This is a genomic window from Halomonas stenophila (assembly GCF_014192275.1).
Lineage (GTDB): Bacteria > Pseudomonadota > Gammaproteobacteria > Pseudomonadales > Halomonadaceae > Halomonas > Halomonas stenophila.
Window position 1 is genome coordinate 202980 of record NZ_JACHXR010000003.1, and the last position, 12659, is coordinate 215638.

Genomic DNA, 12659 nt, shown 5'->3' on the forward strand with positions numbered 1-12659 from the left:
AAAGGAGGGGCGGGCGGCTCAGCCGTCCTGACGCACCGCGCGGATTCGGCCGTTGTCGTCCAGCGCGACCATCACGAAGCGTGCCTCGGTCACCTTGTGCAGTTCATCGGGGTCGCGTTCGTGGGGGGCGCGGCTCCACACCTCCACATCGATCTTGATCGAGCTGTGGCCGATCTCGCGGACTTCGGTGAAGATGTTGACCATGGAGCCCACGCGCACCGGGCACAGGAAGTCCATGGCCTCGATGGCCACGGTGGCCGTGCGGCCGAGCGCCTCGCGGCCGGCGGCCAGCTCGGCGGCCTGATCCATGTGGCCGACCAGCCAGCCGCCGGGGATGTCGCCATGGAAGTTGGTGTCCTGGCGGCTCGCCACCAGCTTGAGCGTCAACTGGCCACGGGGCGCCGGGATATCGTCGAGATCGGTCATCGGGGTGAGCTTTCCTGGCTTGTTGTTGTGAGCGGTGTCAGGCAGCGGGGGCGGGAGGGTGCCGCTGGCCCCTGGATCGGCAACTCATGATAAACGGCATGGCCCCGGGGGCTCCACCTTTGCCACATCATGCCACGCGACGCGAGCCTTCGCGCCTGGTTCCCCTGGAGGACGCATGACTCGGGCCTATCGCTCCCCATCATTCTGGGCCGCGCTCTTGATCGTGGCCGCGCTGTTCGCCGCCCCTGCGGAGGCGGAGCATCGCATCGGGACCCTGGATACCGTCGGCTCGGACACCATGGCAGGACTGATGCTGCGCTGGGGCGAGCGCCTCGCCCGGCGGCACCCGGGAATGCGGGTCCAGTTGCAGGCCAGCGGTTCGGCCAGCGCACCGACGGCCCTGACCGCGGGCACCACCCTGGTGGGCCCCATGTCCCGCCCCATGACCGAGGCCGAACACCAGGCCTTCGTGGCGCGCTATGGCTATCCGCCCCGGGAAGTGGTGGTGGCCAGGGACGCCCTGGTGGTGGTGGTGCATCGGCACAATCCGCTGTCGAGTCTCTCTCGGCAACAGCTCGACGCCGTCTTCTCGGAGACCTATCGTTGCGGGGCCGAGGGCGGCCTTCGTCGCTGGGCGGCGCTGGGGCTCGAGGTGCCGTCCGGTCGCATCGTGCTGCACGGACGCAACGCCGTCTCCGGCACCCATGACCTGTTCCGCCGGGAGGCCCTGTGCGGCGGCCGTTTCCGGCCCTCGGTCAACGAGCACCCCGGGTCGGCCGCCGTGGTGGCGGCCGTGGCCGCGGACCCCCAGGCCATCGGCTATGCCGGCCTCAATCACCTGATGCCCAGCGTCCGGCCGATCCCCCTGCGGGATGCCGAGGGCGTCCAACGGGCCCCCGAGCCGAGCGCGGTGCGCCGCGGCGACTACCCGCTGGCCCGGGACCTGCGCCTCTACGTGAACCTGCCGCCGGGAGAGTCCCTGCCGGCCGCCGAGCAGGCCTTCATCGAGCTGGTGCTGTCCGCCGAGGGGCAGGCGATCGTCGAGGAACTCGGCTTCGTCTCGCTGCCTGGGGCCGTGCTGTCGCGACAACGGCGCCGGCTGGGGCTCGAGGCGGAATAGCGTTGTCACTCGATTGTCATGACAATGTCGTATTTTTCCGCTAGCCCACTCATCCCGGCAGTGACTCCATGACGCCATCCCCCTCCACCTCGCCCATGCGACAGCGCCTGCGCCAGGGGCGCGACCGCCTGGCCACCGCCCTGATCACCGCCGGGGGGATCGGCGTGATCGCCGCGGTGATGGGCATCGCGGTCTTCCTGGTGGTCGAGGTGGTGCCGCTGTTCTGGCCCGCCGAGCCCACCGGGATCCGCCTCGAGGCACTGTGGCTGCCCCAGGACGTGGCGGGGCTGGACGCCCCGGCGTACCGCTGGCAGCCTTCGCTGGCCGACGATAGCGGTCCCCTGTTCAGCTTGCCCCCCCTGGTCTGGGGCACCCTGGAAGCGGCCGCCTGGTCGCTGGTGATCGCCGTGCCGCTGGCCCTGGGCGCCGCGGCCCATTCGGCGCTGTTCATGTCGCGTCGCCTGCGGGCCCGCCTGCGGCCCACCCTGGAACTGATGGAGGCCCTGCCCGGCGTGGTCATCGGCTTCGTCGCCGGCCTGGCTCTGGCGCCCTGGCTGGAACGACACCTGGGCCTGGCCCTGGCGCTGTTGCTGCTGTTGCCGACCGGCCTGCTGCTGGCCGGTGGCTTGTGGCGACAGCTGCCGGCCAGGCTGCAGCGACGCCTGCCGTTGGGCTGGGCGGCCCTGTGGCTGATGCCCTGGCTGGTGCTGACCTGGGGCCTGGCCCACTGGCTGGGACCACGCCTCGAGACCCTCTGGTTCGGCGGCGACCTGCGGGCCTGGCTGGAGGTCACCCTGGGGCTGGACTATGCCAACCGCAATGCGGTGATCGTCGGCATGGCCATGGGCTTCGCGGTCGTGCCCAGCATCTATGCCCTGGCCGAGGATGCCCTCTCCGGGGTGCCGAGAAGCCTCGCCGAGGGGGCCCAGGCCCTGGGCGCGACCCGTTGGCAGACCCTGTGGCGGGTCATGCTGCCGGCGGCCAGCCCCGGGGTGCTCTCGGCGGTGATGATCGGCGCCGGCCGGGCGGTGGGCGAGACCATGATCGTGCTGATGGCCAGCGGCAACACCGCCCTGATGACGGCCAATCCCCTGGATGGCCTGCGTTCCATGGCGGCCAGCATCGCCATCGAGCTGCCGGAGGCCGCGCCGGGAGGCACCCACTATCGCCTGCTGCTGCTGGCGGCCTTGCTGCTCTTCGCCTTCACCTTCCTGGTGAATACCCTGGCCGAGGTGGTCCGGACCCGGCTGCACCGTCGCTATCGTCGCCTGGGAGGCCCGTCATGAGAGGGTGGCATCGCAAGACGGGGCGCGCTCGCCTGCCCCGCGGGGAGGGGCCCTGGGCCTGGCTGTCCGCCGGCAGCGTGTCGCTGTCGCTGCTGCTGCTGGCCCTGCTGCTGGGGCTGCTGGCGAGCCGTGGGCTGGGCCACTTCTGGCCCGGGGATGTCGCCCTGGTCACCCTGCAGGACGGTCGACAGCTGGCCGGCCGGGAGGTGAGGGAGCAACCCCTGCCCGATGGCAGCGGTCATGAGCGGCTCTATCGCACCGGCAACCGCGACCTGGACGGGGAGATCTGGGACTGGGTGGCCCTGGCCGCGATCCGGGAGGTGAGCCATCCGCCGGAGCTGCTGGTGCTGGAGCGTCGGCGCTGGAGCGAGTTCATCGGCCGGCTGGTGGCCCTCGAGCCCGAGGCGGGCCCCCGCCTCGAGGGCGAGGCAGCCTGGTCGGCCCTGACGGACCGCCTGGCGGAGCTCGAGGCGGGCCGCGAGGCGATACGCGAGCTGCGCGAGCGGACCATCCTGCCGCTGGTGCGTCGCCTGGAGCGTGAGGGCAAGAGCGCCGAGGCCACGCGGGCGCTGGCGGCGGCCGAGGCCCGGGTCGCCGAGCTGCGCGCCTCCCTGGGCGGGGCCCGCCTGGTGCTGGAGAGCGTGTCCGGGGAGCGGCTGATCCAGTCCCTGGACGAGATCGTTCGGGCCCGGCGTCCCAACGCCATGTCCGGTCTCGACAAGCTCGTCGCCTGGGGCGAGAGGGTGTGGCGTTTCCTCTCCGAGGGGCCGCGGGTGGGCAACGTCGAGGATGGTGTCTGGCCGGCGATCTTCGGCACCATCCTCATGGTGCTGCTGATGTCGGTGGTGGTCACGCCCTTCGGGGTACTGGCGGCGGTCTACCTCAACGAGGTGGCTCACCAGGGGCGCCTGACCCGGCTGGTGCGCATCGGCGTGCGCAACCTCGCCGGGGTGCCCTCCATCGTCTACGGCGTGTTCGGCCTGGGGGTGTTCGTCTACGGCATCGGCGGACGACTGGACCAGTGGTTCTTCGAGGCATCGTTGCCCTCGCCGACCTTCGGCACCGGCGGCCTGTTGTGGGCGTCGCTGACCCTGGCGCTGCTGACCCTGCCGGTGGTCATCGTGGCCACCGAGGAGGGACTGGCGCGCATTCCCCACCGCCAGCGGGAGGGTGCCCTGGCGCTGGGGGCGACGCGCCTGGAGATGCTGAGCCGGGTGGTGCTGCCGATGGCGATGCCGGCGATGCTCACCGGGATGATCCTGGCGGTGGCTCGGGCCGCCGGCGAGGTGGCGCCGCTGATGCTGGTGGGAGTGGCCAAGCTGGCGCCCCAGGTGCCGCTGGATGGCGACTTCCCCTACCTGCATCTTGAACGGAAGTTCATGCATCTGGGGTACCATATCTTCGATGCGGCCTTCCACGGCAACGACGTTCAGGCGGCATTGCCGATAGCATATGGCACGGCGCTGCTGCTGGTGCTGGTCATTCTGGTGCTTAACCTGACTGCAATATTTCTGCGTCACCATCTGAGATCGCGCCACGGTACTCTCTCGTCGTATTAAGCTCGTCGTATCGAGATGTTGCCGTCGCTGCAAGGAGCCTTGATGCCAGTCATGCGGGAAGTGCGCTCCACCAGGGGAGCTTTCATCGACTTCGCCCCCGAGGCCACCAGCCTGGAGATTCGCGGCTTCGGCTTGCGCTATGGCGACAAGCCGGCCCTCAACGACCTGACCCTGCGGGTGCCGCGGCATCGGGTCACGGCCTTCATCGGGCCCTCGGGCTGCGGCAAGTCGACCCTGCTGCGGGCCCTCAATCGCCTGCACGACCTCAACGAGGAGGTCGTGCAGGCGGGCGAGATCCGCCTCGAGGGACAGGATATCCATGCGCCCGAGGTGGCGGTGGCGGAGCTGCGTCGACGGGTGGGGATGGTCTTCCAGGCGCCCAACCCCTTCCCCATGTCGATCTACGACAACGTGGCCTTCGGACTGCGCCTGCAGGGCGGGCTGCGCAAGCGACGCCGCGACGACATCGTCGAGTGGGCGCTGCGCTCCGCGGCCCTGTGGGACGAGGTGAAGGACCGGCTGCGGGCCTCCGCCTGGTCGCTGTCGGGGGGCCAGCAGCAGCGCCTGGTGATCGCCCGCACCCTGGCGGTGGGGCCGGAGGTGCTGCTGCTCGACGAGCCGGCCTCGGCCCTGGACCCCATCTCGACCCTCAAGGTCGAGGAGCTGATCCGCAACCTGAAGGCGAGCCTGACCCTGGTGCTGGTCACCCACAACATGCAGCAGGCGGCGCGGGTCTCGGACTATACCGCCTTCCTGCAGGACGGCGAGCTGGTGGAGTATGCTCCCACCGATACCCTCTTCACCAACCCGCGCCTCGCGCGCACCGAGAATTACATCACCGGACGCATGGCCTGACGCCCTGCGCCCCCAGGAGAGTCTCATGGACATCACCAGCGATATCCACAGCCAGCATATCTCGCGGCAGTTCAATCATGAGCTCGAGGAGCTCAAGACCCACCTGATGGCCATGGGCGGCCTGGTCGAGAAGCAGGTGCAGGATGCCGTCCGGGCCCTGCTCGACGGGGACTCCACCCTGGCCCGTCAGGTGGTCGACAACGACCGTGCCGTCAACGACATGCAGATCAAGATCGACGACGAGTGCACGCGTGTGCTGGCCCGTCGCCAGCCCGCGGCCTCGGACCTGCGCCTGGTGCTGGCGGTGATTCGCGCCGCCTCCGACCTGGAGCGCATCGGCGACGAGGCCAGCAAGATCGCCCGCAACGCCGGGGAGCTGGTGGAGAGCAACAATGGCACCCGCGGCTTCGTCGAAGTGCGCATCATCAGCGAGCACGTGCGCAAGATGGTGCGTGATGCCCTGACCGCCTTCGCCCGCTTCGACACCGAGCTGGCGCTCAAGGTGGTGCAGGAGGACGACCAGGTCGACAGCGAGTATCAGAGCGCGATGCGTTCCTTGATGACCTTCATGATGGAGGATGCCCGGGCGATCTCGCCGGTGCTCGGCATCATGTGGATCCTGCGGGCCCTGGAGCGGATCGGTGACCACGCCAACAACCTGGCCGAGTATGTGGTCTATCTGGTCAAGGGACTCGACATCCGCCACACGGACCCGGATGATCTCGACGAGGACGTGCTCGGCGAGGGTTGAACCACGCCCGACGCCCGCTGTCCCTGGATGGGCCGTCGCCCCTGGCGACGGCCCCTTTCGTCGTGATGGAGGAAATGACACCGATGCTGGATGCCTTCACGGCGCTGTCCCGGGGGACCCGACTGGTCTACTCCCGGGGGCTGCGTCGCTACGTGTTCCTGCCGATTCTCGCCAACCTGGTGGTCTACGCCGGCATGCTGGCCTACGTGCTGGCGCATTTCGGCGGCTGGCTGGACGGCTGGATGGCCATGGTGCCGACCTGGCTCGACTGGCTCAGCTGGCTGATCTGGCCGCTGTTCCTGCTCAGCCTGGTGGTGATCGTGTTCTTCACCTTCACCCTGGTGACCCACCTGATCGCCGCGCCCTTCTATGGTTTCCTGGCGGAGAAGGTCGAACGCGAGGTGACCGGCCGGGCGCCGCTGGACGATCGCGGCTTCCTGCGCGCCGGCGTCGATGCCCTGGGGCGCGAGCTGGTCAAGCTGGGCTACATCCTGCCGCGCATGGCGGTGCTCTTCGTGATCAGCTGGATCCCGGTGGTGAACCTGGTCGCGCCGCTGCTCTGGGCGCTGTTCTCGGCCTGGACCATGGCCATCACCTACCTCGACTACCCCATGGACAACAACCAGGTGAGCTTCCGCGACATGCGACGCCGCCTCGCCGCGCGGCGCTGGCCGACGCTCAGCTACGGCGGCTGGGTGATGCTGATCACCTTTCTGCCCCTGGCCAATCTGTTCCTGCTGCCCGGCGCGGTGGCCGCCGCGGTGCTGATGTGGGATCGCCACTACCGCGACCTCGCGCCGCTTGGCCAGGCGGCACCGCCCCGGGCACGCTGAGGCCTGCTCAGGGTGCCGACCCGCCCGTTCAGGCGCGCTGCGAGGCCGGCTGTGGCTGGCCATCGACCAGCCGGGCGGCGGGAAACAGGCAACGGAAGGTGGCACCCTCGCCGGGGCGGGAGTCGATCACGAGGCGGGCGTCGTGGCGCAGCAGCACGTGCTTGACGATGGCTAGTCCCAGGCCGGTGCCGCCGGTGGCGGTGCTGCGCCCCTTGTCGACGCGGTAGAAGCGCTCGGTGAGGCGCGGGATGTGCAGCGGGTCGATGCCCTCGCCGTCGTCCTCCACCTCCAGGCAGGCACCCTCGCCCCAGGCCCGCCAGCGCAGCACGATCCGGCTGCCCTCGCCGGCGTAGCGCACGGCATTGAAGGCCAGGTTGGAGACGGCACTGTGGAGCTCCTTCTCCGAGCCCTGCAGCCCACGGGGGTCCTCGATGGCCACCTCGAGGTGGTGACGCCCGGCGGAGAGCGCCTCGGCATCGCGGCGCACGGCCTCCAGCAGGGTGGCGGGGTCGAGACGGGTGTCGTCCTGGCCGCCCCGGTCGATCTCCAGGCGCGAGAGCAGCAGCAGGTCGTTGACCAGGTTCTGCATCCGCGTGGTCTGGCTCTGCATCTGGGCGAGGCCTCGTCCCAGGCGCGGCGGCAGCTGGTCGGCCATGTCGCCATAGGTCTCGAGATAGCCCGCCAGCACCGTCAGCGGGGTACGCAGCTCGTGGGAGACGTTGGCCACGAAGTCGCGGCGCATCTGCTCCAGGCGGTGGAGCCGGGTGATGTCGCGGGCCATCAGCAGGCGTTCGTCGTCGCCGTAGAGGGTGATCTGGAACTGCAGGATCATCTGCTCGTCGATCGGCGACGAGAGGGTCAGGGGCTCGCGATAGTCCCGGGCGTGCAGGTAGTCGACGAAGCGCGGATCGCGCAGCAGGTTGGTGATGTGCTGGCCGCGGTCATGGGCCGGTTGCAGGCCCAGCATGCGCTCGGCGGCGCTGTTCCACCATTCCATGTCGCCGTGGCGGTCGAGCATCACCACGCTGTCGCGCATCGCCTCCGAGGATTCCTGGATGCGCCGCAGGGTGTCGCGCAGCCGCCGCTGGGTGATGCGCTGGCCCTTCTGGTAGCGGTAGAGGCGGTCGAACAGCTCGCCCCACAGACCGGAGGCCGCCGGCGGCTCGTCATGGGGACGGTGCGTCAGCCACTGCTGGAGGGCATGCAGCTGGAGCAGCTGGTAGCCGAGGTAGAACGCCAGCGCCACCGCGACGCCGGCCCCGATGGCCGAGAAGGGCCAGCCGACCAGGCCGCCGGCGAGCACCAGGGCCGCCAGCCGCCACAATTCCCGTCGCCACAGCCGCGTCACGTCAGCCCTTGGCAGAGAAGCGGTAGCCCGTGCCGCGCACGGTCTGGATCAACTGCTGGTGGGGCTCGCCCAGGGCCTTGCGCAGGCGGCGGATGTGCACGTCGACGGTGCGTTCCTCGACGTAGACGTTGCCGCCCCAGACCTGGTCGAGCAGCTGCCCCCGGGTGTAGGCGCGCTCCTGGTGGGTCATGAAGAACTGCAGCAGCCGGTACTCGGTGGGGCCGATCTCCAGGGACTGGCCGTCGACGCTGACCCGGTGGCTCACCGGGTCGAGCATCAGGCCGTCGACCTCCACCGGGTCCTCCACGCCGCGGGGAGTGGCCCGGCGCAGCACGGCCTTGAGGCGGGCCACCAGCTCCCGGGGCGAGAACGGCTTGGTGATGTAGTCGTCCGCCCCGGACTCGAGCCCCTGAATCTTGTTGTCCTCCTCGCCCTTGGCGGTGAGCATGATGATCGGCAGCTCGGCGGTGCTCTCCTCGCGCTTCAGGCGCCGAGCGAGTTCGATGCCGCTGGTGCCGGGCATCATCCAGTCGAGCAGTACCAGGTCGGGCTGGTGGTCGACGACCATGGCATGGGCGCTCTGGGCATTGTCCGCCTCGAGGACGCGATAGTCGGCCATCTCCAGCGCCACGGCGATCATCTCGCGGATCGGTGCTTCATCATCGACGATCAGTACGGTCTTGGCGGTCATCCCGGGGCCTCATGGTCAGGTCAATGACGGGTCGATGACGATGACAGCATGTCCTTGTGACAATACCGTGACAGTACCGGCCTGTCGCCCCCTTCAGCCGCCCTGTCCCGGCCACAGGCTGAGGCCGATGCCGGCGAAGACCAGCAGCCCCGACCAGTGGTTGTTGAGGAAGGCCTGGAAGCAGCGCTCGCGTTCGCGAAGGCGAATCAACCGCTGCTGGTGCACGAAGGTGGCCGCCATGGCAGCGAGGCCCAGCCAGAAGAAGCCCCCCAGGCCGAGGCGCAGTCCGACCCAGGCCAGCAGGCCCAGAGTCACGCCCTGCAGCACAGCGATCATCAGCCGATCGGCACGGCCGAACAGCACCGCCGTGGACTTGATGCCGATCTTCAGGTCGTCATCCCGGTCGACCATGGCGTATTCGGTGTCGTAGGCCACCGTCCAGGCCAGGTTGGCGGCGAACAGCAGCCAGGCCTCCACGGGAACCCGGCCGAGCACTGCCCCGAAGGCCATGGGGATGGCCCAGGAGAAGGCCGCCCCCAGCACCACCTGGGGCAGGTGCGTGTAGCGCTTCATGAAGGGGTAGACGGCGGCGAGCGCCACCCCCACCAGGGACAGCATCACGGTGAACAGGTTGGTGAACCACACCAGCACGAAGGCGGTCATGACCAGGAGCGCGAACAGCCCCTGGGCCTCGCCCTCGGCGATGCGGCCGTTGGCCAGGGGGCGGTCCCGGGTGCGCTTGACGTGGCCGTCGAAGTGGCGGTCGGCGTAGTCGTTGATCACGCAGCCCGCGGCGCGCATCAGGTAGACGCCGGCCACGAAGATCAGCAGCAGCCTGCGCTCGGGGAGGCCGGCCGCGGCCACCCACAGCGCCCACAGGGTGGGCCACATCAGCAGCCAGGTGCCGATGGGGCGGTCGAGACGGGTCAGCTGCAGGAAGTCGGGGAGCCGGGCCAGCCCCCTGGGGCGCATCAGGGTACGGTCCATCAGGGTCTCTCGCATGGGTCGATCGGGGCCGGTGCCAGGGGCGGAGCGCCTCCCGACACGCGCCGCTCAAGCCTACCGTGAAGGCAGGGCGAGGTCATCCACCATGGCCTCCAGGAAGAATTCCTGCACCAGCACGGCGAAGCCGCCATGACGGAACACCGAGCGGCGTCCCCAGGGGCCAGTGACGGGGTGGAAGGGGGCGGGGTCGGCGCTGACCTCGATGGGGCCGCGCTCCAGGTCGGGCTGGCGGAACAGCCAGTGGCCCAGCGAGCGCTCGCCAAGCCGCTCGAGCCGCCGGCCGTGTGGCTGGTCCAGCGGCGCCACCGAGCGGGCGATCACCCAGGGGCGGTCGTCCAGGGTCAGCGCCACCTCGCGTAGCCAGGCCCGCCGGCCCAGCGGCAGGCCCAGGGCCAGGGCCTCGTCGCGGCGTGGCCGGCCGAGGCCCTGGCCGAGCAGGCGGACCCGGAAGCGCCAGGGGCGGCCGGCCTCGGTCAGGCGGCTGGTGAGGGAATCGCGGGAGGCGACCCAGTGCCACCAGGCGGGGCTCATGGCCGGGCGTGCCGCCGCCAGGGGGCGCCATCGGGGGGCGAGTGCCGGGCCGTGATCCACCGCTCTACTCCGCGTCCAATCCAAAGGGCGGCTAGTGTACCATGGCTCGCCGATACGCTATCCCGTGGCGGGCCGCCGCGCCCGCTCCCAGCGAGGAACTCCATGACCGCTCCCCTGACCATCATCGGCTCCGGCATGGCCGGCCTCGGTCTGGCACGCCAGGTGCGTGCCGGCCAGGCCGAGCGGCCGATCACCCTGATCACCGCCGATGGCGGTGACGACTACTCCAAGCCACTGCTCTCCACCGGCTTCGCCAAGCGTCTGCCCCCCGCACGCCTGGCCAGTCGCTCCGCCCTCGAGGTGGCCGACCAGCTGGGGGTGGTGATGCGCACCCATAGTCGGGTCGAGGCCCTGGATCCGGACGCGCGGACCCTGACGCTCGGGGCCGAGCGTCTGCCCTATGGGGAGCTGGTGTTGGCCACCGGGGCCGCGCCGGTCGCCCCCTTCGCGATTCCCGAGGCCGTGGCGGAGCGGGTCTTCACCATCAACGATCTCGACGACTACCGGGGCTTCCATGGGGCGCTGGATGCCCTGGGGCGGCCGGCACGGATCGCCATCGTCGGCATCGGTCTGGTCGGTTGCGAGTTCGCCAACGACCTGGCCGCCGGCGGCCACGCGGTCGAGCTGGTCGCCCCGGAGCCGGCGCCCCTGCCACGGCTGCTGCCGGAACCCCTGGGTCATGCCCTGGGCGAGGCCTTCGTCGCGGCCGGCATCCGGCTGCATACGGGGCGCACCGTGCGCAAGCTGATGGACCGCGGCAGCCGCGTGGGGCTGGGGCTGGACGATGGCGCTAGCCTGGAGGCCGACCTGGTGCTGGTGGCCACCGGCCTGCGGCCGCGCAGCGAGCTGGCTGCGGCCGCCGGGCTCGAGGTCGGCCCGGCGGGCATCCACACCGACCGCCTGCTGGCCACCTCGGCCCCCGGCATCTTCGCCCTGGGCGATGTGGCCTGCGTCGATGGCCTCAATGCCATGTATGTCCAGCCGCTGCAGGCCGGCGCCAAGGCCCTGGCCAGGACCCTGACCGGCACGCCCACGCCCGTGCGCTATGGTCCCTGGCCGGTGCTGGTCAAGACGCCACTGCTGCCGGTGGTGTCGCTGCCCCCCACCGTGCCACCCGCCCGCTGGCGCCTCGAGGGGGAGGGACAGGACCTGACCGCCTTCGCCGAGGACGAGGACGGTCGTTTGATAGGATTCGCGTTGACAGGCGGCTGCGTACGTCGGAAAGTCGAACTGGCGCGGGCTGCACCGCCGTTGCTAGGCTAGTGACGTCAACGACGGCACCCCGGGTCGCCGGCCGCCGGGTCGCCAGAGATCCCGTTGCACAGTGGCGTCATTCGCATGTCGCTCCCCAGGCCGCATGCGAGGGAGGCAGTCACGGATGTTCCGTGAAGAACAACGAGCCGGTGGGATCACCGGTAGCTCATCGAAACCAGGAGGGCTGTATGCGCAAACCAGAACTCGCCGCGGCGATCGCCGAGCGTGCCGATCTATCCAAGGACAAGGCCAGCCAGGTTCTGAATGTCATCCTCGACGAGATCACGGGCAGTGTCTCCGATGGCAAGGATGTCTCGCTGATCGGCTTCGGTACCTTCACCGTGCGCGAGCGGGCCGCTCGCACCGGCAAGAACCCCCAGACCGGTAAGCCGCTGACCATCCCGGCCAGCAAGACCGTGGCCTTCAAGCCGGGCAAGGGCCTCAAGGATGCTGTCGCCCAGTAAGGCCTGCTGACCCCGCCTGCGGCCCGCCCCATGGCGGGCCGCGGACGTTCTGCCCGCTTTCCTCCTGATGACCTTTCCCGGATGGGCGCCGATGAAGCTGCGATTGATGCTGTGGGTACTGGGCGTGCTGCTCAAGCGGGCACTGCGCCGCAAGGCGCGGTTCCGTGACCGACTGGCCGAGATGCGCAGCCTCGACTGGGGAATCGCCACGGAGGACCTGGCCATCGCCCGCTACTACCGCATGTCGCCCGGTGGCATCGAGACGGGACCTGGCCTGCCGGTGGATCTCGATCTGGAGCTGCGCTTCGAGGACACCGGCGCGGCCGTGCGGGTGCTCGGGAAACCCACCCAGAAGGCCTTCCTCGACGGCATGATGGCCGGCAAGGTGCGCCTGGTCGGCGATACCGGCGACCTGCAGAAGCTGCAGAGCCTGCTCAAGCACCTTTAGAAAGCTTGAAGCTTGAAGATCGCCGCTT

At 69.9% G+C, this 12659-nt stretch carries 14 protein-coding genes; 9 read left to right on the plus strand and 5 right to left on the minus strand.

Translation table 11 applies throughout. From position 1 onward, the window contains the following. Positions 1 to 18: 18 nt before the first annotated feature. Positions 19 to 426, minus strand: a complete 408-nt coding sequence (locus FHR97_RS07465) for an acyl-CoA thioesterase (RefSeq protein ID WP_183383142.1) — start codon at positions 424 to 426, stop codon at positions 19 to 21. 175 nt (positions 427 to 601) lie between these two features. Here FHR97_RS07465 and FHR97_RS07470 point away from each other — a divergent pair, with 175 nt between their 5' ends. The 6 genes from FHR97_RS07470 (at position 602) to cysZ (ending at position 6830) form a co-directional block, all read left to right on the plus strand. Then, positions 602 to 1546: a phosphate ABC transporter substrate-binding protein gene (locus FHR97_RS07470; protein ID WP_183383144.1), complete on the plus strand. Its 945-nt coding sequence runs from the start codon at positions 602 to 604 to the stop codon at positions 1544 to 1546. A gap of 68 nt (positions 1547 to 1614) precedes the next feature. After that, complete coding sequence (locus tag FHR97_RS07475) at positions 1615 to 2832, plus strand: ABC transporter permease subunit (protein WP_183383145.1); 1218 nt, start codon at positions 1615 to 1617, stop codon at positions 2830 to 2832. After that, a complete protein-coding gene (pstA, locus tag FHR97_RS07480; protein WP_183383146.1) occupies positions 2829 to 4391 on the plus strand; it encodes a phosphate ABC transporter permease PstA in 1563 nt (520 codons plus the stop codon). Before FHR97_RS07475 ends, pstA begins: the two co-directional genes overlap by 4 nt. Positions 4392 to 4433: 42 nt before the next feature. Further along, complete coding sequence (pstB, locus tag FHR97_RS07485; RefSeq protein WP_183383147.1) at positions 4434 to 5246, plus strand: phosphate ABC transporter ATP-binding protein PstB; 813 nt, start codon at positions 4434 to 4436, stop codon at positions 5244 to 5246. Positions 5247 to 5271: 25 nt separating this feature from the next. Beyond that, positions 5272 to 5997, plus strand: a complete 726-nt coding sequence (gene phoU, locus FHR97_RS07490; protein ID WP_183383148.1) for a phosphate signaling complex protein PhoU — start codon at positions 5272 to 5274, stop codon at positions 5995 to 5997. A gap of 83 nt (positions 5998 to 6080) precedes the next feature. Further along, positions 6081 to 6830: a sulfate transporter CysZ gene (gene cysZ, locus FHR97_RS07495; RefSeq protein ID WP_183383149.1), complete on the plus strand. Its 750-nt coding sequence runs from the start codon at positions 6081 to 6083 to the stop codon at positions 6828 to 6830. 28 nt (positions 6831 to 6858) lie between these two features. Here cysZ and phoR read toward each other — a convergent pair whose 3' ends face one another. The 4 genes from phoR to FHR97_RS07515 all read right to left on the minus strand — a co-directional run bounded on the left by phoR (position 6859) and on the right by FHR97_RS07515 (position 10405). Next, the gene (gene phoR, locus FHR97_RS07500; RefSeq protein WP_183383151.1) at positions 6859 to 8178 is read right to left on the minus strand and encodes a phosphate regulon sensor histidine kinase PhoR; all 1320 of its coding nucleotides are present in this window, start codon (positions 8176 to 8178) and stop codon (positions 6859 to 6861) included. Between the two features lies 1 nt (position 8179). Continuing rightward, entirely contained in the window at positions 8180 to 8869 is a 690-nt protein-coding gene (phoB, locus tag FHR97_RS07505; RefSeq protein WP_183383152.1) for a phosphate regulon transcriptional regulator PhoB, read from the minus strand. Between the two features lie 93 nt (positions 8870 to 8962). Beyond that, positions 8963 to 9856 carry a 4-hydroxybenzoate octaprenyltransferase gene (gene ubiA / locus FHR97_RS07510; RefSeq protein WP_183383367.1) on the minus strand — a complete coding sequence of 298 codons (894 nt, stop codon included), beginning with the start codon at positions 9854 to 9856 and terminating at the stop codon, positions 8963 to 8965. 72 nt (positions 9857 to 9928) lie between these two features. Continuing rightward, positions 9929 to 10405 carry a chorismate--pyruvate lyase family protein gene (locus FHR97_RS07515; protein ID WP_183383368.1) on the minus strand — a complete coding sequence of 159 codons (477 nt, stop codon included), beginning with the start codon at positions 10403 to 10405 and terminating at the stop codon, positions 9929 to 9931. A 162-nt stretch (positions 10406 to 10567) separates the two neighbouring features. Here FHR97_RS07515 and FHR97_RS07520 point away from each other — a divergent pair, with 162 nt between their 5' ends. The 3 genes from FHR97_RS07520 (at position 10568) to FHR97_RS07530 (ending at position 12631) form a co-directional block, all read left to right on the plus strand. Continuing rightward, a complete protein-coding gene (locus tag FHR97_RS07520; protein WP_183383153.1) occupies positions 10568 to 11728 on the plus strand; it encodes an NAD(P)/FAD-dependent oxidoreductase in 1161 nt (386 codons plus the stop codon). Positions 11729 to 11907: 179 nt separating this feature from the next. After that, on the plus strand, positions 11908 to 12183 hold the full coding sequence (locus FHR97_RS07525; RefSeq protein ID WP_183383155.1) for an HU family DNA-binding protein: 276 nt from the start codon (positions 11908 to 11910) through the stop codon (positions 12181 to 12183). A gap of 91 nt (positions 12184 to 12274) precedes the next feature. After that, positions 12275 to 12631 (plus strand): hypothetical protein, encoded by a 357-nt coding sequence (locus FHR97_RS07530; protein WP_183383157.1) that lies wholly within the window; start codon positions 12275 to 12277, stop codon positions 12629 to 12631. Positions 12632 to 12659 lie beyond the last annotated feature (28 nt).

Bases quoted from the DNA above. Each gene is read 5' to 3' on its own strand.
- FHR97_RS07465 (WP_183383142.1), bottom strand. From the start codon at position 426: ATGACCGATCTCGACGATATCCCGGCGCCCCGTGGCCAGTTGACGCTC.
- FHR97_RS07470 (WP_183383144.1), top strand. From the start codon at position 602: ATGACTCGGGCCTATCGCTCCCCATCATTCTGGGCCGCGCTCTTGATC.
- FHR97_RS07475 (WP_183383145.1), top strand. From the start codon at position 1,615: ATGACGCCATCCCCCTCCACCTCGCCCATGCGACAGCGCCTGCGCCAG.
- pstA (WP_183383146.1), top strand. From the start codon at position 2,829: ATGAGAGGGTGGCATCGCAAGACGGGGCGCGCTCGCCTGCCCCGCGGG.
- pstB (WP_183383147.1), top strand. From the start codon at position 4,434: ATGCCAGTCATGCGGGAAGTGCGCTCCACCAGGGGAGCTTTCATCGAC.
- phoU (WP_183383148.1), top strand. From the start codon at position 5,272: ATGGACATCACCAGCGATATCCACAGCCAGCATATCTCGCGGCAGTTC.
- cysZ (WP_183383149.1), top strand. From the start codon at position 6,081: ATGCTGGATGCCTTCACGGCGCTGTCCCGGGGGACCCGACTGGTCTAC.
- phoB (WP_183383152.1), bottom strand. From the start codon at position 8,869: ATGACCGCCAAGACCGTACTGATCGTCGATGATGAAGCACCGATCCGC.
- ubiA (WP_183383367.1), bottom strand. From the start codon at position 9,856: ATGGACCGTACCCTGATGCGCCCCAGGGGGCTGGCCCGGCTCCCCGAC.
- FHR97_RS07515 (WP_183383368.1), bottom strand. From the start codon at position 10,405: ATGAGCCCCGCCTGGTGGCACTGGGTCGCCTCCCGCGATTCCCTCACC.
- FHR97_RS07520 (WP_183383153.1), top strand. From the start codon at position 10,568: ATGACCGCTCCCCTGACCATCATCGGCTCCGGCATGGCCGGCCTCGGT.
- FHR97_RS07525 (WP_183383155.1), top strand. From the start codon at position 11,908: ATGCGCAAACCAGAACTCGCCGCGGCGATCGCCGAGCGTGCCGATCTA.
- FHR97_RS07530 (WP_183383157.1), top strand. From the start codon at position 12,275: ATGAAGCTGCGATTGATGCTGTGGGTACTGGGCGTGCTGCTCAAGCGG.